22 protein-coding genes are annotated in these 21,146 nt (G+C 60.2%); 14 read left to right on the top strand and 8 right to left on the bottom strand.

Features of this window, described 5'->3' with window-relative positions; translation table 11 throughout:
• Positions 1 to 2 precede the first annotated feature (2 nt).
• The 5 genes from WDN02_RS15315 (at position 3) to WDN02_RS15295 (ending at position 5,759) form a co-directional block, all read left to right on the top strand.
• Positions 3 to 1,373, top strand: a complete 1,371-nt coding sequence (locus tag WDN02_RS15315; protein ID WP_337294305.1) for a pyruvate dehydrogenase complex E1 component subunit beta — start codon at positions 3 to 5, stop codon at positions 1,371 to 1,373.
• A 117-nt stretch (positions 1,374 to 1,490) separates the two neighbouring features.
• The gene (locus tag WDN02_RS15310) at positions 1,491 to 2,813 is read left to right on the top strand and encodes a pyruvate dehydrogenase complex dihydrolipoamide acetyltransferase (protein ID WP_337294304.1); all 1,323 of its coding nucleotides are present in this window, start codon (positions 1,491 to 1,493) and stop codon (positions 2,811 to 2,813) included.
• Between the two features lies 1 nt (position 2,814).
• Entirely contained in the window at positions 2,815 to 4,257 is a 1,443-nt protein-coding gene (lpdA, locus tag WDN02_RS15305) for a dihydrolipoyl dehydrogenase (RefSeq protein WP_337294303.1), read from the top strand.
• Positions 4,258 to 4,296: 39 nt separating this feature from the next.
• Entirely contained in the window at positions 4,297 to 5,247 is a 951-nt protein-coding gene (lipA, locus tag WDN02_RS15300) for a lipoyl synthase (protein ID WP_337294302.1), read from the top strand.
• 56 nt (positions 5,248 to 5,303) lie between these two features.
• Entirely contained in the window at positions 5,304 to 5,759 is a 456-nt protein-coding gene (locus WDN02_RS15295; protein ID WP_337294301.1) for a type II toxin-antitoxin system RatA family toxin, read from the top strand.
• Here the strand turns inward: WDN02_RS15295 and WDN02_RS15290 are convergent.
• From WDN02_RS15290 to WDN02_RS15275, 4 genes are all read right to left on the bottom strand, one after another.
• Positions 5,756 to 6,247 (bottom strand): CinA family protein, encoded by a 492-nt coding sequence (locus WDN02_RS15290; protein ID WP_337294300.1) that lies wholly within the window; start codon positions 6,245 to 6,247, stop codon positions 5,756 to 5,758. The genes WDN02_RS15295 and WDN02_RS15290 overlap by 4 nt on opposite strands.
• A gap of 73 nt (positions 6,248 to 6,320) precedes the next feature.
• Positions 6,321 to 7,193, bottom strand: a complete 873-nt coding sequence (gene cysE, locus WDN02_RS15285; RefSeq protein ID WP_337294299.1) for a serine O-acetyltransferase — start codon at positions 7,191 to 7,193, stop codon at positions 6,321 to 6,323.
• A gap of 53 nt (positions 7,194 to 7,246) precedes the next feature.
• Positions 7,247 to 8,563, bottom strand: a complete 1,317-nt coding sequence (locus tag WDN02_RS15280) for a PLP-dependent transferase (protein WP_337294298.1) — start codon at positions 8,561 to 8,563, stop codon at positions 7,247 to 7,249.
• A 12-nt stretch (positions 8,564 to 8,575) separates the two neighbouring features.
• Positions 8,576 to 8,800, bottom strand: coding sequence for a hypothetical protein (locus WDN02_RS15275; protein WP_337294960.1), 225 nt, complete (start codon positions 8,798 to 8,800; stop codon positions 8,576 to 8,578).
• Positions 8,801 to 9,262: 462 nt separating this feature from the next.
• Here WDN02_RS15275 and WDN02_RS15270 point away from each other — a divergent pair, with 462 nt between their 5' ends.
• A complete protein-coding gene (locus WDN02_RS15270; protein ID WP_337294297.1) occupies positions 9,263 to 10,219 on the top strand; it encodes a family 2A encapsulin nanocompartment shell protein in 957 nt (318 codons plus the stop codon).
• Here the strand turns inward: WDN02_RS15270 and WDN02_RS15265 are convergent.
• Entirely contained in the window at positions 10,206 to 10,463 is a 258-nt protein-coding gene (locus WDN02_RS15265; RefSeq protein ID WP_337294296.1) for a hypothetical protein, read from the bottom strand. The genes WDN02_RS15270 and WDN02_RS15265 overlap by 14 nt on opposite strands.
• Between WDN02_RS15265 and WDN02_RS15260 the strand changes: the two genes are divergently transcribed.
• Together WDN02_RS15260 and WDN02_RS15255 are read left to right on the top strand one after the other, a co-directional pair.
• A complete protein-coding gene (locus WDN02_RS15260) occupies positions 10,462 to 12,651 on the top strand; it encodes a family 2A encapsulin nanocompartment cargo protein cysteine desulfurase (RefSeq protein WP_337294295.1) in 2,190 nt (729 codons plus the stop codon). The two genes, WDN02_RS15265 and WDN02_RS15260, sit on opposite strands and share 2 nt — an antisense overlap.
• An 81-nt stretch (positions 12,652 to 12,732) precedes the next feature.
• Positions 12,733 to 13,155, top strand: coding sequence for a hypothetical protein (locus WDN02_RS15255; RefSeq protein ID WP_337294294.1), 423 nt, complete (start codon positions 12,733 to 12,735; stop codon positions 13,153 to 13,155).
• A gap of 38 nt (positions 13,156 to 13,193) precedes the next feature.
• On the opposite strand, the gene WDN02_RS15250 is transcribed toward WDN02_RS15255, so the two are convergent.
• Together WDN02_RS15250 and WDN02_RS15245 are read right to left on the bottom strand one after the other, a co-directional pair.
• Entirely contained in the window at positions 13,194 to 13,649 is a 456-nt protein-coding gene (locus tag WDN02_RS15250; RefSeq protein ID WP_337294293.1) for an Lrp/AsnC family transcriptional regulator, read from the bottom strand.
• A 123-nt stretch (positions 13,650 to 13,772) separates the two neighbouring features.
• On the bottom strand, positions 13,773 to 15,212 hold the full coding sequence (locus WDN02_RS15245) for a hypothetical protein (protein ID WP_337294292.1): 1,440 nt from the start codon (positions 15,210 to 15,212) through the stop codon (positions 13,773 to 13,775).
• A gap of 65 nt (positions 15,213 to 15,277) precedes the next feature.
• Between WDN02_RS15245 and cobT the strand changes: the two genes are divergently transcribed.
• The 4 genes from cobT to WDN02_RS15225 all read left to right on the top strand — a co-directional run bounded on the left by cobT (position 15,278) and on the right by WDN02_RS15225 (position 17,558).
• Positions 15,278 to 16,315, top strand: coding sequence for a nicotinate-nucleotide--dimethylbenzimidazole phosphoribosyltransferase (cobT, locus tag WDN02_RS15240; RefSeq protein WP_337294291.1), 1,038 nt, complete (start codon positions 15,278 to 15,280; stop codon positions 16,313 to 16,315).
• Between the two features lie 182 nt (positions 16,316 to 16,497).
• Positions 16,498 to 16,782 carry a hypothetical protein gene (locus tag WDN02_RS15235; protein WP_337294290.1) on the top strand — a complete coding sequence of 95 codons (285 nt, stop codon included), beginning with the start codon at positions 16,498 to 16,500 and terminating at the stop codon, positions 16,780 to 16,782.
• Position 16,783: 1 nt separating this feature from the next.
• Complete coding sequence (locus WDN02_RS15230; RefSeq protein WP_337294289.1) at positions 16,784 to 17,134, top strand: hypothetical protein; 351 nt, start codon at positions 16,784 to 16,786, stop codon at positions 17,132 to 17,134.
• Between the two features lie 184 nt (positions 17,135 to 17,318).
• Complete coding sequence (locus WDN02_RS15225; RefSeq protein WP_337294288.1) at positions 17,319 to 17,558, top strand: hypothetical protein; 240 nt, start codon at positions 17,319 to 17,321, stop codon at positions 17,556 to 17,558.
• Positions 17,559 to 17,599: 41 nt separating this feature from the next.
• Here the strand turns inward: WDN02_RS15225 and WDN02_RS15220 are convergent, their stop codons facing one another.
• Positions 17,600 to 18,796, bottom strand: a complete 1,197-nt coding sequence (locus tag WDN02_RS15220) for a bifunctional 2-C-methyl-D-erythritol 4-phosphate cytidylyltransferase/2-C-methyl-D-erythritol 2,4-cyclodiphosphate synthase (RefSeq protein WP_337294287.1) — start codon at positions 18,794 to 18,796, stop codon at positions 17,600 to 17,602.
• A gap of 156 nt (positions 18,797 to 18,952) precedes the next feature.
• On the opposite strand from WDN02_RS15220, the gene dusB reads away from it, so the two are divergent.
• Positions 18,953 to 19,978, top strand: coding sequence for a tRNA dihydrouridine synthase DusB (gene dusB / locus WDN02_RS15215; protein WP_337294286.1), 1,026 nt, complete (start codon positions 18,953 to 18,955; stop codon positions 19,976 to 19,978).
• The gene (locus tag WDN02_RS15210) at positions 19,975 to 21,138 is read left to right on the top strand and encodes an ATP-binding protein (RefSeq protein ID WP_337294285.1); all 1,164 of its coding nucleotides are present in this window, start codon (positions 19,975 to 19,977) and stop codon (positions 21,136 to 21,138) included. Before dusB ends, WDN02_RS15210 begins: the two co-directional genes overlap by 4 nt.
• The last annotated feature ends 8 nt before the right edge of the window (positions 21,139 to 21,146 follow it).

Genomic DNA, 21,146 nt, shown 5'->3' with positions numbered 1-21,146 from the left:
CCATGTCCGTCGACATCCTCATGCCGGCCCTGTCTCCGACGATGGAGCAGGGCAAGCTATCCAAATGGTTGAAAAAGGAAGGCGATCAGATTCGCGTGGGCGATGTGATCGCCGAAATCGAGACCGACAAGGCGACGATGGAAGTCGAGGCCGTCGATGAAGGCACACTGGCCAAGATCATCGTGCCCGAGGGGACCGAAAACGTCGCGGTCAATTCGCCGATTGCCGTGATTGTCGCCGAAGGCGAGACGTTCAACGGATCAGTGCCCGCGGTAAGTCCGTCGGCCGCACCCAAGACGGCAGATGCGCCTGCCGCTTTCATTGCGGTCGCGCCGCCCGCTGCGGTCGCAACCCCAGCGCCCGCGGAAGTCGAGCCTGCAACCGGCGTGAAGACTGTGAAGATGACGGTGCGCGAAGCTTTGCGCGATGCCATGGCGGAAGAAATGCGCCGTGATGCCGGCGTTTTCATCATGGGCGAGGAAGTGGCCGAATACCAAGGCGCTTACAAAATCACCCAGGGACTGCTTGAAGAGTTCGGCGACAAGCGTGTCGTCGATACGCCGATCACCGAACACGCTTTTGCCGGCATCGGCATCGGTGCCTCGATGGCGGGTCTGAAGCCAATCGTCGAATTCATGACCTTCAATTTCGCCATGCAGGCGATCGACCAAATCATCAATTCCGCCGCCAAGACGAATTACATGTCGGGTGGCCAGATGGGATGCCCGATCGTTTTTCGTGGGCCGAATGGCGCCGCCGCGCGTGTTGCCGCGCAGCATAGTCAGGACTACGCCGCCTGGTATTCGCATATACCGGGGTTGAAAGTCGTCGTGCCCTATACCGCCGCCGACGCAAAGGGCCTCTTGAAGAGCGCCATTCGCGATCCAAACCCGGTGATCTTTCTCGAAAACGAAATCCTCTACGGGCAGAGCTTCGAAGTGCCGGAAGGCGACGTTCTGGTGCCGATCGGTGTCGCGAAGATCGCGCGGCCCGGCACGCATGTCACGCTCGTCTCGTTCGGCATCGGCATGACCTATACGCTGCAAGCCGCAGAGGCTCTCGCCGGTGAGGGAATCGAGGCGGAAGTCATTGATCTGCGGACCATTCGTCCGCTCGACATCGAGACGGTTCTGGCATCGGTACGCAAGACGGGTCGCTGCGTCACCGTCGAGGAAGGCTGGCCGCAAAGTGGTGTCGGTGCGGAGATTTCCGCGCGGGTCATGGAAAGCGCCTTCGATTATCTCGATGCGCCGGTGCTGCGGATCACCGGTCGCGATGTGCCGATGCCTTACGCCGCCAACCTTGAAAAACTCGCGCTGCCGAATGTCGCCGAAGTTGTCGCGGTGGCGAAAGCCGTCTGCTACCGAACATGATGTCCCGTCATTGCGAGGAGCCAAAGGCGACGAAGCAATCCAGCCTTTGAGCAGCCACTAGATCCTGGATTGCTTCGATCCGCTCGCAATGACGAGCTGTTAGAACAGGTCTGCCTGATGTCCATCAAAATTCTCATGCCCGCGCTGTCGCCGACGATGGAGAAGGGCAATCTCACCCGCTGGCTCAAGGCCGAAGGCGATGCTGTGAAATCCGGCGATGTGATCGCCGAGATCGAGACCGACAAGGCGACGATGGAGGTCGAAGCGGTCGAAGAAGGCACGCTCGGCAGGATTCTCGTGCCCGCAGGCACGAACGACGTACCGGTCAACGAAGTCATCGCGCTGATTGCCGAAGAGGGCGAAGACCCGAAGACGCTCATTGCGGGGGCTTCAGCGCCTGCGGCGGAGATTTCGACGGCTCCTGCCGTCGCGCCTGTAGCGTCGTCGGCCGCTGCGGCCACGCCGCAAGGCAATGTCGTCGCCTTTCCGCAAGCATCGAGCGAAAAGCCCGCGCGCCGTTTCGCTTCGCCGCTGGCGCGGCGCATCGCGGGTCAGAACGATCTTGATCTCGCGCTCGTTGCCGGCACTGGTCCGCACGGCCGCATCATTGCGGCGGATGTTACGGCCGCCTTGGCGAATGGCACGGCGAAAATTGCGCCCGCCGCCGCGCTGGCCGCGCCGTTGCCGAAGCCGACGCAATCCGATGCGATCATCAAGCAATATTTCTCGCCGGACTTGTTCGATGAAGTGCCGCATGAGGCAATGCGCAAGACCATTGCACGCCGGCTCGTCGAGGCGAAGGCGGTCATCCCGCATTTCTATCTGACGGTCGAATGCGAGATCGATGCGCTCCTGAAACTGCGCGGCGAGTTGAACGCGTCGGCTCCGAGAGCTAAAGACGGAACACCCGCCTACAAGCTCTCGGTCAACGACATGATCGTCAAGGCGCTGGCACTGGCGCTTATCGATGTGCCGAACGCCAATGTCACCTTCCTTGAAAATACGATGCTCAAACATCGTCATGCGGATGTTTCGGTCGCGGTTGCGATTCCGGACGGCCTTATCACGCCGGTTTTGAAACAGGCCGATCTGTTGCCGCTTTCGGCGATCTCGAACACGATGAAAGATTACGCCGCGCGAGCCAAACAGCGGCGGTTGAAACCAAGCGAATATGAGGGTGGGGTCAGCGCCGTCTCCAATCTCGGCATGTTCGGGATCAAGGAATTTTCCGCGATCATCAACCCGCCGCAGTCCTCGATCCTCGCGGTCGGTGCCGGCGAGGCGCGGCCTGTCATTCATAATGGCCAGATCGTCCCGGCAACGCTACTTGGCGCGACGCTCTCCTGCGATCACCGCGCTATCGACGGGGCGACCGGCGCGGAGCTTCTCGCGGCCTTCAAACATCGAATTGAAACGCCGCTGACCTTGCTGGGCATTTAGAATGGCCAATTCCTACGACGTCATCGTCATCGGCGGCGGCCCGGGTGGCTATGTCGCCGCGATCCGCGCGGCGCAACTCGGGCTGAAGACCGCTGTCGTTGAGCGCGAGCATTTGGGCGGCATCTGCCTCAACTGGGGCTGTATTCCGACCAAGGCGCTGCTCCGCTCGGCGGAAATTTTTCATTATGCGCAGCACGCCAAGGATTACGGCCTCAGGATCGAGGGAACGGTTGGCTACGATTCCGAGGCGATCAAGGATCGCTCGCGAAAAATCTCGGCGCAGTTGAACGCGGGCGTTGGCTTCCTGCTCAAGAAGAACAAGGTCGATGTGATCTGGGGCGAGGCGGCGCTGACGAAGCCCGGCGAAATCAAGGTCGGCAAGTCGTCGAAGCCCGCACACCAGCCACAGGCGCCGGTGCCCAAAGGCATCTTGGGCGAGGGGAGCTATCAGGCGAAACATATCATCGTTGCCACCGGTGCGCGGCCGCGCGTCCTGCCGGGGCTCGAGCCGGATGGCAAGCTCATCTGGACCTATTTCGAGGCGATGATGCCTGACGCCATGCCGAAGAGCCTGATCGTCGTCGGCTCCGGCGCCATCGGCGTCGAATTCGCCTCGTTCTATCGCGACTTCGGCGTCGAGGTGACCATCATTGAGGTGCTGCCGCGCATCTTGCCGGCCGAGGATGCCGAGATCGCTGGACTCGCCCGCAAACGCTTCGAGAAGCGCGGCATCAAAATCCTGACCGGCACCAAGGTCACGAAAGTCGAGAAATCGGCGAATGGCGTGACCGCAACTGCCGAAGATGCCAATGGAAAAAGCCAGGTTCTGCAGGCGGAGCGGCTGATTTCAGCCGTCGGCGTTGTCGGCAATAGCGAAAATCTCGGGCTCGAGGCGCTTGGCGTGAAGATCGAACGCGGCATTATCGCCGCCGACGGGCTTGGCCGCACCAACGTGCCGGGCATTTATGCCATCGGCGATGTCGCGGGCCCGCCCATGCTGGCGCACAAAGCCGAACATGAAGGCGTTATCTGCGTCGAGGCGATTGCCGGTGGCCATCCGCACCCACTCGAACGCGATATGATTCCCGGCTGCACCTATTGCAATCCGCAGATCGCCTCACTCGGCCTGACCGAGGAAAAGGCCAAGGCAGCGGGCTATCAGCTCAAGATCGGCCGCTTCCCCTTTATCGGCAATGGCAAGGCGATTGCACTGGGCGAGCCTGAGGGCCTGACCAAGACGATCTTCGACGCCGCGACCGGACGGCTCCTCGGCGCCCATATGATCGGCGCGGAAGTCACGGAACTTATTCAGGGATTTGTCGTCGCGATGAATTGCGAGACGACCGAAGCGGAGCTGATGCACACGATCTTTCCGCATCCGACCCTGTCCGAGACGATGCACGAGAGCGTGCTCGACGCCTACGGCCGCGCCATCCATATATAGGGGTGGCCTGCCATATATAGGGGTGGCCTGGAGATTGAGATGACCCTAGTAGACGCGCCAAAGGTGCCCTTGCGGCACCCGGAAAAAGCGCATCGGCCGGACCAGCCCGTTGCGCCGAAGCCGGACTGGATCCGCGTCAAGGCGCCGGGTTCGCCCGCCTGGCGCGACACCGCCGCGATCGTGAAGGAGCACCGGCTTGTCACCGTCTGCGAGGAGGCGGGCTGCCCGAATATTGGCGAGTGCTGGGAAAAAAAGCACGCGACCTTCATGATCCTCGGCGACACCTGCACGCGGGCCTGCGCCTTCTGCAACGTCAAGACGGGCCTGCCAGGCGCCGTCAGTCCACATGAGCCGGTACATATCGCGGAAGCCGTTGCTAAGCTGCGGCTTGCCCATGTGGTCGTCACCTCCGTCGATCGCGACGATCTTGCCGACGGTGGCGCGGCGCATTTCGCCGCGGTGATCGACGCGATCCGCATGGCGAGCCCTGCGACGACGATCGAAGTTCTGACACCGGATTTTCTGCGCAAGCCCTGCGCGCTGGAGATTGTCGTCGCGGCGAAGCCCGACGTCTTCAACCACAATCTCGAAACCGTGCCGTCGAAATATTTGAGCGTACGCCCCGGCGCGCGCTATTTCCATTCGGTCCGACTGCTACAGATGGCAAAAGAGCTTGATCCGCAGCTTTTTACCAAGTCCGGAATTATGGTCGGGCTTGGCGAAACGCGTGACGAAATTTTGCAACTCATGGACGATTTACGAAGTGCCGATGTCGATTTTCTGACCGTCGGCCAATATCTCCAGCCGACGCGCAAACATCATCCCGTGGTCTCATTCATGCCGCCGCCGGAATTCAAAGCACTCGAAGATATCGCGTGGGCCAAGGGCTTTCTAATGGTCTCGGCGTCGCCGCTGACGCGCTCATCCTACCACGCAGCGGAAGATTTCGCTAAGCTGAAGGCCGCGCGAACGAATCAGCAGCAAATTTGATCCGCGTGCGGCATTGCATTGCGACCGCGTTCATCAACTAAAATTATCACGAAAAGATGCCCAGTTTTCGGACCAGCCGGATCGTTCCTCATTCCGCCAAGGCGATGTTCGACCTTGTTGCGGATGTCGAATCCTATCCGAAATTCCTGCCGCTCTGCCGCTCACTTAAAGTTCAGCGCCGCGAGACGTTGCCCGATGGGCGCAGTTTGCTCGTGGCTGAAATGGAAGTCGGCTACAAGGCGATCCGCGAGCGGTTTACGAGCCGCGTCACCTGCGATCCGGAGAAGCTTGAAATTCTCGTCGAATATATCGATGGGCCATTTCGCCAACTCGAAAACCTCTGGCATTTCGTGCCGCAAGGCGAGCGCTCGTCCAAAGTCGAATTCGATATTTCTTATGAATTCAAAAGCCGGACGCTCGCGATGCTCGTCGGCGGCATGTTTGAGACCGCGTTCCGGAAATTCGCCGAGGCGTTCGAAAGTCGCGCCGATCTTGTCTATAGGCGCCCTTAGAACGACGACGCGTTAAACAGAAGATCAAGCGCAGTCTCGATAGAGGCGAGGCGCACCTCGCTGCGGCCGATATCGCCAAACTTCTTTTTCAATATCGCGATCTGCCCGGCGCGACCGTAGCCGAAATAGACAAGGCCGATGGGTTTTGTCGCGGTGCCGCCACCGGGGCCCGCAATGCCCGTCACCGAGATTGCAACTGTCGCCGCGGAATGCTCCAGGGCGCCTTCCGCCATCGCCGAAGCCACTTCGGCGCTCACCGCACCAAATTGATCGATGAGGTCGGGGGCGACGCCGAGAGATTCCTCCTTGGAGCGATCAGAATAGGTGATGAAGCCGCGCTCGAAGACTTTGGAGGATCCGGGTGTCTCGGTCATCAGGCCTGCAATCAGGCCGCCGGTACACGATTCAGCCGTCACCAACGTCAGTCCGCGCTCTTCATAGAGCGCGATGACTGCCGCCGCGCGTTCCCGCAATGACGCTGAAAACATAACACCTCACCATTAGCCCGCGCACATTTGGCACGGACTTCATTACGACTTCAAGTAATGTTGAATGGGGATATTAGATCGAATAACTGAAGGAATCGTAGGCGAGCTTGCTCAGGATCTGATCCATGTCGCGCGCCGGCTCAGGGCAGCCCGCTGTACCGACGAGCTTTGCCGGCACCCCCGCAACGGTCGAATTTGCGGGAACCGGGTTCAGCACGACAGAGCCGGCTGCGACGCGCGCGCAGGGACCGATGTCGATGTTGCCGAGAATTTTAGCGCCGGCACCGATCATCGTGCCGCGTTTGATCTTGGGATGGCGGTCGCCATGTTCCTTCCCGGTGCCGCCGAGCGTCACGTTCTGCAGGATCGAGACATTGTCCTCGATGACCGTCGTTTCGCCGACGACGAAACCCGTTGCATGATCGAGAAAGATGCCATTGCCGAAATGGGCCGCCGGGTGAATGTCGGTCTGAAACAACTCAGACGAGCGGCTTTGCAGATAGAAGGCGAGATCGCGTTGGTTGGCGTTCCACAGATAATGCGCCAGCCTGTGGGTCTGGATCGCATGGAAACCTTTGTAATAGAGCAGGGGCTCAAGCAGGCGCGCGGTTGCAGGATCGCGATCCACAACCGCCGCGATGTCGGCGCGAAAAGCCTTGCCGATCTCCGGATCGCTGCGCAGCGCCGCCGTGAACGCATCGACGATCAGATCAGTCGAGACCGTGCTATTCGCAAGCCGCAACGCGACGCGGTGAATGACGGCCTCTTCGAACGTGTCGCGATTGATGATTGTGGTGAGGATCAATGTCGCGAGGATTGGCTCGCGCGTGAGGACTTCGGCGGCCTCCTGGCGAAGGCGTTCCCAAAGATTGTCGTCCGAAAAAACTTGCCGCAACGGCGTCGGTGAAGACGAGACGAGCGTCACGCGCGCTTTTTCCGAGGCCATAGGCGAAATCCCGCTCACCGATAATAACGAAGACAAAATTCCTTCGCGCTCACTCATTCGGCAGCCTGCGCAAATATGCGGGCGGCGGCAAAACCACGATCGAGATCGGCGACAATATCGTCGATATGCTCAAGGCCGACCGACAGCCGGACATAATCGTCCGAGACACCCGTGGCAAGCCGATCTTCGGCCGACAATTGCGAGTGGGTCGTCGTCGCCGGATGAATAGCGAGACTACGGGAATCGCCAATATTGGCGACGTGATAAAATAATTCGAGCCCATCGATAAAGCGCCGCCCAGCCGCGCGGCCACCTGCCAATTCAAAACCGACGAGGCCGCCATATTGGCCGTTCAGATATTTGTCGGCCCGGGCGCGCTCGGCACCCGTCTGCTGGGAAGGATGAATGACGCGCGCAACCTCCGGCCGCTGCCGCAGATATTCGACGACTTTGCCGGCGTTCTCGACATGCCGCTCAATGCGCAGAGGCAAGGATTCAATGCCTTGCAGGATGAGGAATGCATTGAACGGCGAGAGCGCGGCGCCGAGGTCGCGTAACAGAACCGTCCGCGCGCGCAAGATATAGGCGATGGGACCGATTGGCTTCGCGGCCTGCGTCCAGATCGTACCGTGATAACTTGGGTCCGGCGTGTTGAGGGCAGGCTGGCGTTGCGGATGTTTCTGCCAGTCGAAATTGCCGCCATCGACAATGATGCCGCCGATCGAATTGCCATGGCCGCCAAGATATTTCGTTGCGGAATAAACGACGATCGCTGCGCCATGCTGCAAAGGCCGCGCGATAAGCGGCGTTGCGGTGTTATCGACGACGAGCGGAATGCCTTGTTCGCGGCCGATCGCGGCGATCTCGGCAATTGGCGGCACGACGAGCTTCGGATTGGGCAAGGTCTCAAGATAATAGGCGCGCGTGCGCTCGTCGGAGGCGCGGCGGAAGTTTTCCGGGTCTGAGGGATCGACGAAGCGAACTTCGATTCCCTGCGACTTGAGCGTATTGGCGAAAAGATTCCAGGTGCCTCCGTAGAGGTCTGTCGCCGAGACGACATTGTCGCCGGCCGACGCTATATTTTGCAGCGCATAGGCGGAGGCCGCCTGGCCGGAGGCGACGGCGAGCGCTGCGGCGCCGCCTTCCAACGCCGCGACGCGCTTCTCCAATACGTCGTTGGTCGGGTTGCCGATACGCGTGTAGATGAAACCCAATTCCTGCAAGCCGAACAGGTTTTCGGCGTGCTCGGTATCGTGGAACAGATATGACGAAGTTTGGTGGATCGGGACGGCGACCGACCCTGTGGTCGGGTCGGCCCGCCAGCCTCCATGCAATGCCAAGGTCTCAGGTTTGAAGACGTCGTCTGGCATTAGAAGCTCCGATTATCGGTCGAGAATTGGGGCGCCCGACACCCGTGGTAATACGCCGAAGTTGGCGACCAATTGGCGCGCTGCGCGCTCCGCCGCATAGGGCTCGGCAAATTCCAACCCCTCCAGAGGGTGGAAACGCCGCGTCGCGGCGAAAAAGCTGAAGGTTTCGGCCTTACTGTCGCGAACCACGATCCCCGCGGTCTGGCCGCCCACTTCGACAACATAAGCGTCTGACATTTTCTTTCGAACCCTTCGATCCTCCGGCGAAAAAGCACCGGCTTTTTCATGTGATTGCGTTTCAGGTTCCGGATTTACCGGGCTGAGACACAACAAGACGCGTTTCGCATCGGGGGTTTCAAAAGGCGCATCCCAATTCACGTTGATTCGCAGGGACAAAAGAATTCCTACACTCATCATGTATAGTCTACATAAATTGTCAACTAACAATCCGGCTTAAGCCCTGAAGCACGGATTTGAACGAAGTTCGTGCCAAGCGTTGATTTCGTAGAATGTTATTCTAAAGTGCACAACGAACATAGAAAAACTAATTGTGAAACAACGGCTTGCACCGGTCCGATCACGATTGTAATAGAGCGTTGCCGCGGAAGAATTCGCGCGTGAATCCGTAGAATGATCTTCTACGAATTTGGATAAATATTTTCAGAAATTCACGGCAACGGTTGTGCAGGAGGCCATTGGATGCCCGACGAAATCGAAGAACCGCATATCCGCCGCACATTAAGCGAGGCCGCTGCGAGGCAGCTTGCCAACGCCACCAAAACACGGGCGCAATGGTCGGGCATCACCCCGCGCTGGCTCGTTTCGTTCTTACCCTGGACACCGGTCGAAGCCGGTATCTATCGGCTGAACCGCGTACGCGAAGCCGACACGCTCGAAGACGCCGATGTCGCCTGCAGCCCGCGCCGCGACGTCGATTCGGATCTGCCGCTGACCTTCGTCGATTACGAGGCCAATCCGCGCGAATATTCGCTCAACGCGGTGTCCACCGTCCTCGACGTGCAGACCCGGGTTTCCGACCTCTACAGCCATCCCTACGACCAGATTCAGGAGCAGGTCCGGCTCCTCGTTGAAAAGGTGAAGGAGCGGCAGGAAGCCGAACTCATCAACAATCCGGAATACGGGCTCCTGACCAACGCGCACCCCTCTATGCGGGTGATGACACGGGGCGGGGCGCCGACGCCGGACGATCTCGACGAACTCATCACCAAGGTCTGGAAGGAGCCGGCCTTCTTCCTCGCGCATCCGCGCGCCATCGCCGCCTTCGGCCGTGAATGCACACGACGCGGTGTGCCGCCGCCAACAGTGACGCTTTTCGGTTCGCCCTTTATCACTTGGCGCGGCCTGCCGCTGATCCCGAGCGACAAGCTCTACATCGACGACGCCGGCAAGACGAACATTCTCCTGCTGCGCACCGGCGAAAAGAAGCAGGGTGTCGTCGGCCTGTTCCAGCCCGGCATTCCAGGCGAGGTCGCGCCAAGCCTTTCGGTACGCTTCATGGGCATCAACCGCAAAGCGGTCGCCTCATATCTGATCTCGCTTTATTGCTCGGCCGCCGTGCTGACGCATGATGCGCTTGGCGTGCTCGAAGGCGTTGAAGTCGGCAAATATCATCAATATCCGTTCACTTACGTCTGAACGGATATTGGATCGCGGTGAGTTTGGACCAGTCCAACTCGGGCTTGCCTGAGTTGGACATTTTAAAGTTCAAGCCGGGCGAGCCTGACTTGAATGATCCAAATTCGTAGAGCGCGATCGACTCTGAATAATTTGGAGCGGGATTTTCGCGAAAAACCGGCATCCACTTTTTCGCATCCTGCTCTATCACGCCGAGGATCCGGCCGCGCTTCCGCCGCCGGAACGAATTAGCAAGGTAGACCATGGCTTCGGCACCATCCGCACCCGATCCGAGCGTGATCGCGCAGCTTGCCAATTATTTCTTCCAGGCGCAGCCGGGCGGCCCTGTGCCGGCGCAGGATTCGCCGGGGATGCCGCTCGTGCCGCCAAGCCCCGCGATGGCGCCGGCGCCTTCCGTCGTCACCAGTGCGGCGCCGTTCATTCCCGCGCCGCTGCCTTTCGGGCCGCCGGATTTGCCACCGACAACGATTGCGTCGATCGTCCCGACGCCCAACATTTCCGCGCCTGCGACGCCGGCAGCTCCGCATGGTCTGCCTGACGTTCCGCAGCCGGGCTCGACCGCCGGCGGCTTTGCGCCGAATGCGCCCGGCGATATCGATGCCGCTGGGCCGTTGGCGTATCTGGCTGAATTCACCTCTTTCGTGCCGGCGGAACATCTCGCGTCACCATTTGGCGCGCAGGATTTGACGCCGTCGCCGTTCAACGCGCCGCCGAAAGATTCGCTGTATTTTCTTGACGAGAATGCGCTCGCGCGGCGCGATCTCAATTTGGGCGCGGCACCGGCTGCCCCCACCACATCATTTGCACCGGCATTGCCCGATCCGCCGTCCGCCCCGCGGCCTGATGCGCAAAGCGCATCTTCAAATGTGCCGCAGGGGACCGACGCACCTATCCCGCGCGAGAAGCCAGCAACCCCGGAGCTTCCACAAATCTTTGGGTGGCCGGGCGCTCCCCTTCCGCAAAAGCCGCAGGCGCCACTCAATATCCCGCATGTGCCGGACAGCCCCGGCGTGCCGGATGCACACATCCCGGGCGAGGCTTTCTATTTTCTCGGTCCCGCCCAATCCTTCGTACCGAGCGAGCCCGTGCCGCAAGGCGACGCTACGGCGCCCGCTGTGCCGGCAAGCTTCTCGCCGGAAATCGTTGCACTCGACACCGCGCCGGCGGCCGTCGATCTCGGCTCCGCGACGCGGCCCTTCGATGCCTATTCGGTCAAACGTGACTTCCCGATCCTGCAGGAAAAGGTTCACGGCAAGCCGCTCGTATGGCTCGATAACGCGGCGACGACGCAGAAGCCGCAATCGGTCATCGACCGCATCTCATATTTTTACGAACATGAGAATTCGAACATCCATCGTGCCGCGCATGATCTCGCCGCGCGCGCGACCGATGCCTATGAGGCCGCCCGGCAGAAGTCGGCGCGCTTTCTCAACGCCGGATCCGAGCGCGACATCATCTTCGTGCGCGGCACGACCGAGGGCATCAACCTCGTCGCCAAGGCCTGGGGCGGCCGCAACGTCAAGGAAGGTGATGAGATTGTCATCACCTGGCTTGAGCATCACGCCAATATCGTGCCCTGGCAGCAGCTCTGCGCCGCCGTCGGCGCAAAGCTTCGCGTTGCCCCCGTTGACAGCACCGGGCAGGTGATCCTCGAAGAATATGAGCGGCTTCTGGGGCCGCGCACGCGCATCGTGGCCATCCCGCAGGTCTCCAACGCGCTCGGAACGATCGTGCCGGTCAAGGAGATGACGGCGATCGCGCATCATTACGGCGCTTGCGTGCTGGTCGACGGCGCGCAATCGGTCTCGCATATGCCGGTTGACGTGCAATCCATCGATTGCGACTTTTTCGTCTTTTCCGGCCATAAGGTCTTCGGGCCCACCGGCATCGGCGTTGTGTATGGCAAGCCGGATGTGCTGGCGCATATGCCGCCCTGGCAGGGCGGTGGAAACATGATCGCCGATGTAACCTTCGAGAAGACGATTTACCAGCCGCCGCCGGGCCGTTTCGAAGCCGGCACCGGCAATATCGCCGACGCCGTCGGGCTCGGCGCTGCGCTCGATTATGTCGAATCCATCGGCCGCGAGATCATCGACCGGTACGAACACGAACTTCTCGTCTATGCGACCGATAAAATGCTCGGCGTTCCGGGCCTCACCATGATCGGGACGGCGAAGGAAAAGGCGAGCGTGCTATCCTTCGTGCTGGACGGGTGCCGGAGCGAGGATGTCGGCAAGGCTCTGAACCAGGAAGGTATCGCGGTGCGAGCCGGGCACCATTGCGCGCAACCTATTCTGCGACGCTTTGGCCTCGAGACGACGGTGCGCCCGTCGCTGGCGTTCTACAACACCAAGGACGATGTCGATCTCCTTGTTGCAACATTGCATCGGATTCAAGCTGGACGCGCCAAAGGGGTCACGAAAGCGTCGTGATGAAGCGCCGGACGTCGGATTGCCTCTTTATAACCGCAATCACCCGTCACGGCTCTCGTTGAAGTAACGGGGAGTTTTCCAATGCAATTCGATGTCCTGAAATTAGCTGCCGCTGGCTTTGGTGCGACCCTTGCCGCTTCGCTGGCTTTGGCGCCCGCCGCGCAGGCCCATGAATACCGGCATCACCACCACTACTACCATTCGGCGTATAACGAGCGGCCGCTGATCGTCCGCCACCATCACCATTATTACGCACCGGCTCCCGTCGCCTACGATCCCTGGCGTGGCCCAGCGCCCGTCATTACCGGCCCGAACTACGTCGCCGCCACAGTTGTCGGCTTTCCGTTCCGCGTCGCCAATTCGATCTTCCCGGCTTATGGCGATCCCGCGACCAATCCGCTGATCCTGGTCGGCGCCCCGGTGCATGTCCTCGCCCAGGCGGTGACGTTTCCGTTCTACGCTGTCGGCACCGTTTTCGGTGCGCCCCCGCCGGTCACGTACTGAGCAAAGCGGTTGAGGTTGCCGCGGTAGCGGCAACCTTTTTACACATGGATAGGCAAGGCCGTTTCGGCCTTGATGCTCTCAAGCGCGAAGCGTGACGTGACTTTCTTGAGCGGCAGCGCTTCGATCAGCTTTTTATAGAACGCGTCGAAGCTCTTGGTGTCGGCCACGACGACCCTCAGCAGATAGTCGACGTCTCCCGCCATGCGATAGATGTCGAGCACTTCGCCCATCGCCGAGATGGTCGTGGCAAAATGATCGAGCTTGTCGTGCGCGTGTTCGCCGACCTCGATTGTTACAAAGACCGTCATCCCCAGACCAAGTTTCGCCGGGTCCAGCAGGGCGATTCGCCGGCGGATAATGCCTTCCGCCTCCAGCTTCTGAATCCGCTTCCAGCACGGGGTTTGCGACAATCCGACCTGCGCCGCGATGGCGGCAATTGACAAGCTTGAGTCCGTTTGCACGATTTGAAGAATTTTGCGGTCAGTCGCGTCCATAAATATTCCCCCAATAGAATGCTATCAGAATAATTCTTCTTAAGTCCACTTACTACATAAAAATAATAGAAATATAGTCCAAGGCGTAATGCATTGTTTTTGACGGATTTATGGGACTTGTGTTTACCGCGGAGGATGCGGAGCGTGGTAAAGCGCGTAACCCAGGCCCGAGAGGGGCGCCCGCTCGACGACTGTCGCGAGACGATAAGGTCCAGCGCAGCCTCCGGGTCCGAAGGCGTCCGGCAGTTTCTCTCCCGGCCTATCTGTCAGCACATACCAATTCGGCGGCCGGGCGCACCAGTCCCGACTTTGTACCAACGTCAGCGCGCCACGCGGATCATAGAAATGGAGACTGACCCAGGTTTCCAACGGCATATTCGTGCCGAACGTGGTTGCGCCGTCGTGCTCCATGCGGGCAACGAGCGGACGTATGTTGCCACGGCCGAAGACGAACAGCTTTTCGAGATGAATGGCGTTGCCGACCAGCAGAAATCCGCCAAGCCCGAACAACGCGGCCCAACAGCGCTGGCGCCAAAATTTTTGCGTGACGTCGCTTACGAGCAGAACCAAGCCCAAGACGGCAATGAGATAAAATCGCGGATATTGGACGTTCGGCGCCCGCGTCAGCGCGGCGAATGCAGCGGGCAATAAAAGCGTGGCAAGCGGCAGGACCAATCGTTCCGGCGCCAGCAGCAACACGGCCAAACCGGTGAGGCCAAGGCACAATAACAACGCAAACGGCAATGGCAGATCGAAGGGCAGGCCTAACGTTGCAGCATAAAGCGATGTCAGACTCTGGCCGAGCGCCGTTACGCTAAAGGGCGTCAGTGCCCCGGTTTCGATTCGATGCGTATTCAGGATGCTTGCCGCCAAAAGGGCAAGTGCCGGGGCGGCGCCGATAATGCCCATCAGCGCGGGGTCGAGGCCGTTGACCAGAACCTCGGCAAAAGAACGCCCGCGAAACTTCGACCGCAGCAATGTCGCGGCAGTCAGCGTCGCGGCCGCCGGCAACATTGTCAGGTGAAACAGCGCGCCAAGCGCAACGGCGCCCGCGAAACCGAATCGAGCGGCGGTGGAAGGCTTTTCAAGGAAACATTCGAGGGCTTCGGCTGCGACGAAGATCATCAGCAAAAGCCCAGCATAACCGCGTGCTTCCGACCCATATTGCACGAAGATCGTCGCGCCCGCGGCGAGCGCTGCGCCAGTGATGGCGGCCACCGGGCCGCTTCTCCCGCAGAGCAGAGCAGCGACGGGCACGGTGAGCGTCCCGACAATGATCGATTCCAAACGGATCAGAACGACCGGCGCTTTCGACCCGATGATCCAAAGCCATAGAGAATTCAGAATATGATTATTGGTGCTTGGCAAGCGCCAGAGAATGGCTCCAGCATTGGCGAGGTTCCGGATGTGGTTTACCGACCAAATTTCATCGAGCCAAAGATCGCCGTGCGCGCAGGCAAGCCGCAGCAGAAAACCCGCGACCGTCAGGGCGGCGACCGCAATCCATACGCGCCTGTCTTCGAGGCGCGCGCCGGTCTCGGCCTGGGTTCGGATGTCGCGCATGGCACTCCGGAAGTATCGCCGTTCATGGGTTGCGCGGGGCGGCGCAACCCTGTTTGAGTGCTGTTATGACCGTAGTTTCTTCCAAATCGCCTAAATCACTCGTTGATCTTCGCAGCCTATTGAAAAATCTGCCGCCCCCCGCCGAAGATAGCGGGGCGGCGGCGCGGGCTCGCCAGGCGGAATTGACCAAACCGCCAGGTTCGCTCGGTCGTCTCGAGGAGATCGCCGAGTTTCTCGCGCGCTGGCAGGGCCGCGCGATCCCCACGCTCGACCGGCCGTTGGTGCTGGTCTTCGCCGGCAATCACGGAATCGTGGCGCAGGGGGTCTCGGCTTATCCGCCCTCCGTGACGCAAGCCATGGTCGACAATTTTGGCGCAGGCGGCGCCGCGATCAATCAGATCTGCAAGACTTTCGCGCTGAATTTGAAGGTCGTGCCGCTCGATCTCGATTCGACGACCGAGGACTTTACGCGAGCGCCGGCGATGAACGAGGCGGACACGGCGGCCTATTTCGCACGCGGCATGGCAAGCGTGCCGGCCGACGCCGATCTCGTCATCATCGGCGAAATGGGCATCGGCAATACGACGAGCGCCGCGGCGATCTACACTGCGCTTTTTGGCGCGGCTGCCGCGCATTGGGCAGGGCGGGGGACGGGCGTCGACGACGCAGGTCTGACGCGCAAGATCGCGGCCATTGAGGCTGCCTGTGCCCTTCACTTTGCCTTTCTTGGCGACCCACTCGAAGTGCTGCGCCGTCTCGGCGGCCGCGAGATCGCGGCGATGGCGGGCGCGATCGCGGCGGCCCGACGCGCATCCATTCCGGTTTTGCTCGACGGCTATGTCGCGTGTGCCGCCGCTGCCGTGCTGCACGCGGAGAATCCGGATGCCGTCGCGCATTGCCTTGCGGGGCATCAGTCCGTTGAAGGCGCACATGCGGACATCTTGGCACGCCTCGGCAAAAAGCCATTGCTCGATCTCAATATGCGGCTTGGCGAAGCAAGTGGCGCGGCGGTCGCGACCGGCCTCGTGCGGGCGGCGCTCGCCTGCCATTCCGGCATGGCGACGTTTGCTGAAGCGCAGGTCGCGGGCAAAACTGAAAACTAGTTGCCGGAATGACGATACTTTGGGACTGGCTAGAGCACTCCCTCGTTAAGAGAGTGCTCTAGCTCGATTAGGCTCGGCTACAAGCCCGTCATGCGATTGGGCTAAGGGGGGCTGTCCCTTGACGCTCAGGAGCGGCCGCTTAAGGTTGCGCTCAGCCGATGTCAGCGCTTTCCGGAGCACGCATGACGGCCACGCTCAGAATGCTCCTGGCAATTACAATGATCGTCGCGTCGCTATCGGCACGTGCTGCTGATGGCTGTTCCGGTTCGGCTTTCTTCCCTGAGCAACACCCGATTTATGAGCTGACTCTGCTGGCGCAAAAGTCGAACACCCCGCACGCCACCACCGCGGACTTATCGATTTTCGGCACGTCCGCCGGGCGTCGTCTATACCGCGCGCGGTACAGCGCTGGCGCTCAAGAGCAATATTGGCGAAAGCGACGTCGACGTATTCCTCAAAGTGCTTAGCGTGGGCCTGATACCGACCAAAGTAAAAGTCACGGTCTATTATCCGGGCGAGATCGCTGCCATGCCGCGCGTTACGCTGAGCGGTCCATTCGGCGCGGTCGAACGCCAGGCCTCGCGCCCCGACCCGAAGCTCAATGACGTCTATGCCGATTTCAAGCTGACCGACGCGCAGCTCAACGTGCTTTCCCCGGGCGCACAGCTTGATCTGACCGTCAACGCCGACGACGGAACTTTGTTGGAAAGTGGCACCTTCAACGTCGCCGATGTGGCGACGCTGAAGACGTTGGCGAAAGCGGCGGCCAGCGACCTCAACTTGTTTTGCATTCCCCAAGAGAATGCGTTTCCGTTTTAGACGTCTGCCGAGATTCAACGACTCATCGGCACTTGCTGCAAGTGCGGCGCAACGTGAAACATTCGCTTATCTATATATTTTTCGATATAGTATGGGCCGCATAGTACTTTTCGCCATCAAGATTGCGGACAGGTCATCATCGATGTAGGTTTGGAATGGTTTCGATTATTCCGGAGTATCAAATATGATGCCCGATGCCACGAACTATCCCAGAGTCATTGACGGCGCGCTCCGTGTCACCGACGAGAGTGGCAAGATACTGAGCACATTTGTCGGCCACGATTTGCCCGCTTGGCGACGGTTTCAACTCGACGCGATCAAAAATTTTAACGTCGTCGTGACCGACAGCTCTATGCCTGCGGAAATATCCAGGACGATTCGAGGGCCCGACAAACGCAACGATAAGTTTGTTGCGTCGGGTTAACGTTTCGGCCCGTCATATGCGGTGCTGTTCTCCGACGGGCGCTAAAGCGGTAGGCGCACTGTCGCGATGGCAAGCGCCGCCATGCCTTCTTCGCGGCCGGTAAAGCCTAGACGCTCGGATGTCGTCGCCTTCACCGCGACGCGGTCGAGCGAGACGCCCATGATCTCGGCGAGGCTTTTGCGGATGGCATCGCGATGCGGGCCGATCTTCGGCCGTTCGCAGACCAGCGTGGCGTCCACATGCGCCAGCATACCGCCGCGCTTGCGTAGATGTTCGACGGCGGCGGCGAGAAAGATCGATGAGGCGGCGCCGCGCCATTGCGGATCGGCCGGCGGAAAATGGCTGCCGATGTCGCCATCGCCGATCGCGCCGAAGATCGCATCAGTGATCGCATGGCTGAGCACATCAGCGTCGGAATGTCCGACGAGCCCGTGGTCGTGCGGAATTTTGAGACCGCCAAGCCAGACGTGATCGCCGGGGCCAAATGCGTGCACGTCATAACCCTGGCCCATGCGTACATCGTCAAGCGTGCGCGCGAGTTTGGCCTCGGCCAAAGCGATATCGTCTGCGGTCGTAATCTTCATATTTTCCTGCTCACCTTCAAATACATAAACCGGATGACCCGCCCATTCAGCGATCGCCGCATCGTCGGTCAGGCCCTCTTGCCCGGCGGCAGCCGCCTTGCGGTGCGCCGACAGAATGAGATCGAACTGAAACGCCTGTGGCGTCTGCACCGTGCGCAATCTGTCGCGTGGAGGTGTCGCTATGATGCGGCCGTCAGCATCGATTTGTTTGACCGTATCGGTAAGCCCGAGCCCCGGAACGGCTGCGCCGTGCGCGATTGCGGTGTCGCGGGCACGATCAATCAGGCCGCGGCTTGGAAAGGGCCGGGCGCCATCATGGATCAAGACGATCTGCGGCGCGGCCTGTTGCGCCAGGGCCTCGAGACCCTTGAGAACGCTGATCTGCCGCGTCTCGCCACCAAACGTCGGTGGAAGCAGGCGTTTGGCAAGATCCCGAGGCAAATCTGCGACCGTCTGCTTGTAAAACTCGATATCGTCGGGATGAATGACCGCGAGCACGCGGGCCTCCGGCGCCGCTTGCAACAGCGTAAGAAGCGTATGCCCCAATAAGGGCTTGCCAGCGAGGGGGCGATATTGTTTGGGTAGGCCTTGTCCTGCCCGTGTGCCACGCCCGGCCGCCACCACCAAAATCGCAAGATCGATCGTTTCACTCATTGCTGCGGGGCGGCTTCCAAATAGGCAGGACGGGCCGTTTTCCTGTCGCGTTTCGCTGTTCCAGTCAATGCAGGCTAAAACTTAGGCTTGGCGCGCAAGTCACTGTTGCCGCGTTGCACAAATGTCTATAACGTGAACTTTGACTAAAGTATAAGCATGCACCAGAGAGATGAAATTTTAGGCAAACAACCATTTGATTTTGCGGTCGGGCCTTTGAAGCTGCGGAGCCGTGCTTTTCTCGCGCCTATGGCTGGCATCACAGACCTTGGCATGCGCCGGGCCGCACAACGCTTCGGGGCTGGCCTGACTTTCACGGAAATGCTCGATGCTGATTGCTATCTGGGCGGGGAGTCCGAGGCAGTTTTGCGAGCCGAAGGCGCCGGCATCTCTCACCACGTCGTCCAGATTGCCGGCTGCCGCCCTGAAAGCCTGGCTGACGGCGCGCGGCAGGCCGAAGCCGCTGGCGCAGCGATGATCGATATCAACATGGGCTGCCCGGCGAAACGCGTCACTGGTGGCTTGGCCGGCTCGGCCCTCATGCGCGACCTCGATCTAGCCGTGAGGCTTATTCACGCCGTCGTGAGTGCTGTCAAAATACCGGTTTCGGTGAAGATGCGGCTTGGCTGGGATGCGAGTTCGCTGAACGCTCCTGAATTGGCGCGCCGCGCCGAAGCTGAAGGCGTCGTCATGCTGTCGGTTCACGGCCGTACCCGGTGCCAATTCTATCAGGGAAAAGCGGACTGGGCGGCGATCCGCCGGGTGAAGCAGGCGGCCTCGCTCCCTGTCGTGGCGAATGGCGATTGCACCAGCCTTGCTGACGCCGATGCGATGCTGCGGCTCTCCGGCGCGGACGCCGTGATGATCGGCCGAGGCGCTGTCGGCCGGCCGTGGTTCGTCGGCGAAGTTGCGCGGCATCTGGCGGGCGATCCGCCGGAACAAGGGCCGGATGCCCAGACGCGGCATGCCGTTGCGCGTGAGCATTACCGCACTCTGCTCGACTTGATGGGCAAAGAGCATGGGATGCGCCATGCGCGCAAACATCTCGCCGGTTACGCCACTTATGTGCCGAGGGCCGATGCGGCACATCTGCGCCGCAGGCTTGTCACCAGCGAAAATCCGGAGGAGGTTGAATCCCTTCTCGAAGTTCTGTTCGAGTTTGAAGAAGCGGCAGTCGCAGCATGAGCGTTAAAAAGTCGGCTCAAAGTACGCGCGGGCGACGCGATCCGCAAAAGGCCAGCGAAGCTTTTCGCGATGCCGTAAAACTTTTGAATGCGCTGCCGCATCCGGTGCTTGCGGTCGCGCCTGACGGCTTCGTCGTCGAAGCCAATGTTGCGACGGAATCTTTCTTCGGCATCAGCCGATCAATTTTGATTCAGCAAACGCTGGCCAATCTGCTGCCCTACGATTCCGTCCTGCTCGCGCTTGTTAGTCAGGTCACGGCAACGCATGCCGCGATCACCGAATATCGCGTCGATCTCGGTATTCCGCGGCTCGGCACAGAGAAATTGGTCGACCTTTTCGTCATGCCGGTGTCGGATTTCGACGAGGGTGTCGTCGTCATGATCCAGGAACGGTCGATGGCCGAAAAAATGGATCGTCAGCTTACGCATCGTGGCGCGGCGCGATCTGTTTCCGGCATGGCCGCGATGCTCGGGCATGAGATCAAGAACCCGCTGTCGGGCATTCGTGGCGCTGCACAATTGCTCGAAATCGGCGCAAGCGATTCCGACCGCGCACTGACGCGGCTGATCTGTACCGAAACCGACCGGATCGTGAAGCTCGTCGACCGGATGGAAGCGTTTTCAGATAGCCGGCCGCTGGAGCGCGAAAGCGTCAACATTCACACCGTTTTCGATCATGTGAAGCGGATCGCCAAGGCCGGTTTCGCGCGCCATATTCGCTTCACCGAAAGCTACGATCCATCGCTGCCGCCGGTGCTCGGCAATCGCGATCAACTGATTCAGATTTTCCTTAATCTTGTTAAGAACGCGGCGGAGGCAATCGGTGAATCAAGCGAGGACGGCGAGATCGAGCTCTCGACGGCCTTTCGTCCGGGCGTTCGCCTAAAGTTGCCAAACTCGGATCGATCGGTGAATTTGCCTCTGCAATTTTGCGTTCGCGACAACGGGCCGGGCATTCCACAGGAAATTCGCCAGCATCTGTTTGAACCTTTTATCACGACGAAGAGCTCGGGGAGTGGCCTCGGACTTGCACTGGTTGCCAAACTCATTGGTGATCACGGTGGAACCATCGAATGCGAGTCGCAGCCGCGTCGGACGATATTCAAAGTGCTCATGCCGATGTACGCACCGACGGACGGTCGCAGCGCCAAAAAGACTTAGAAAAGGAT

The sequence above is a fragment of the Methylovirgula sp. genome, assembly GCF_037200945.1.
Classification (GTDB): Bacteria; Pseudomonadota; Alphaproteobacteria; order Rhizobiales; family Beijerinckiaceae; genus Methylovirgula.
The sequence above is the reverse complement of the archived record's forward strand: the minus strand, read 5'-3'. Positions and strand labels throughout refer to the sequence as shown.

Coding starts and splice junctions, on each gene's coding strand:
- WDN02_RS15225 (WP_337294288.1), top strand. CDS start 17,319: ATGATGCCCGATGCCACGAACTATCCCAGAGTCATTGACGGCGCGCTC.
- WDN02_RS15270 (WP_337294297.1), top strand. CDS start 9,263: ATGCCCGACGAAATCGAAGAACCGCATATCCGCCGCACATTAAGCGAG.
- WDN02_RS15315 (WP_337294305.1), top strand. CDS start 3: ATGTCCGTCGACATCCTCATGCCGGCCCTGTCTCCGACGATGGAGCAG.
- WDN02_RS15210 (WP_337294285.1), top strand. CDS start 19,975: ATGAGCGTTAAAAAGTCGGCTCAAAGTACGCGCGGGCGACGCGATCCG.
- WDN02_RS15255 (WP_337294294.1), top strand. CDS start 12,733: ATGCAATTCGATGTCCTGAAATTAGCTGCCGCTGGCTTTGGTGCGACC.
- WDN02_RS15235 (WP_337294290.1), top strand. CDS start 16,498: ATGACGGCCACGCTCAGAATGCTCCTGGCAATTACAATGATCGTCGCG.
- cysE (WP_337294299.1), bottom strand. CDS start 7,193: ATGGCCTCGGAAAAAGCGCGCGTGACGCTCGTCTCGTCTTCACCGACG.
- WDN02_RS15260 (WP_337294295.1), top strand. CDS start 10,462: ATGGCTTCGGCACCATCCGCACCCGATCCGAGCGTGATCGCGCAGCTT.
- WDN02_RS15290 (WP_337294300.1), bottom strand. CDS start 6,247: ATGTTTTCAGCGTCATTGCGGGAACGCGCGGCGGCAGTCATCGCGCTC.
- WDN02_RS15265 (WP_337294296.1), bottom strand. CDS start 10,463: ATGGTCTACCTTGCTAATTCGTTCCGGCGGCGGAAGCGCGGCCGGATC.
- WDN02_RS15280 (WP_337294298.1), bottom strand. CDS start 8,563: ATGCCAGACGACGTCTTCAAACCTGAGACCTTGGCATTGCATGGAGGC.
- WDN02_RS15245 (WP_337294292.1), bottom strand. CDS start 15,212: ATGCGCGACATCCGAACCCAGGCCGAGACCGGCGCGCGCCTCGAAGAC.
- WDN02_RS15310 (WP_337294304.1), top strand. CDS start 1,491: ATGTCCATCAAAATTCTCATGCCCGCGCTGTCGCCGACGATGGAGAAG.
- WDN02_RS15250 (WP_337294293.1), bottom strand. CDS start 13,649: ATGGACGCGACTGACCGCAAAATTCTTCAAATCGTGCAAACGGACTCA.
- lpdA (WP_337294303.1), top strand. CDS start 2,815: ATGGCCAATTCCTACGACGTCATCGTCATCGGCGGCGGCCCGGGTGGC.
- lipA (WP_337294302.1), top strand. CDS start 4,297: ATGACCCTAGTAGACGCGCCAAAGGTGCCCTTGCGGCACCCGGAAAAA.
- dusB (WP_337294286.1), top strand. CDS start 18,953: ATGCACCAGAGAGATGAAATTTTAGGCAAACAACCATTTGATTTTGCG.
- WDN02_RS15295 (WP_337294301.1), top strand. CDS start 5,304: ATGCCCAGTTTTCGGACCAGCCGGATCGTTCCTCATTCCGCCAAGGCG.
- WDN02_RS15220 (WP_337294287.1), bottom strand. CDS start 18,796: ATGAGTGAAACGATCGATCTTGCGATTTTGGTGGTGGCGGCCGGGCGT.
- cobT (WP_337294291.1), top strand. CDS start 15,278: ATGACCGTAGTTTCTTCCAAATCGCCTAAATCACTCGTTGATCTTCGC.
- WDN02_RS15275 (WP_337294960.1), bottom strand. CDS start 8,800: ATGTCAGACGCTTATGTTGTCGAAGTGGGCGGCCAGACCGCGGGGATC.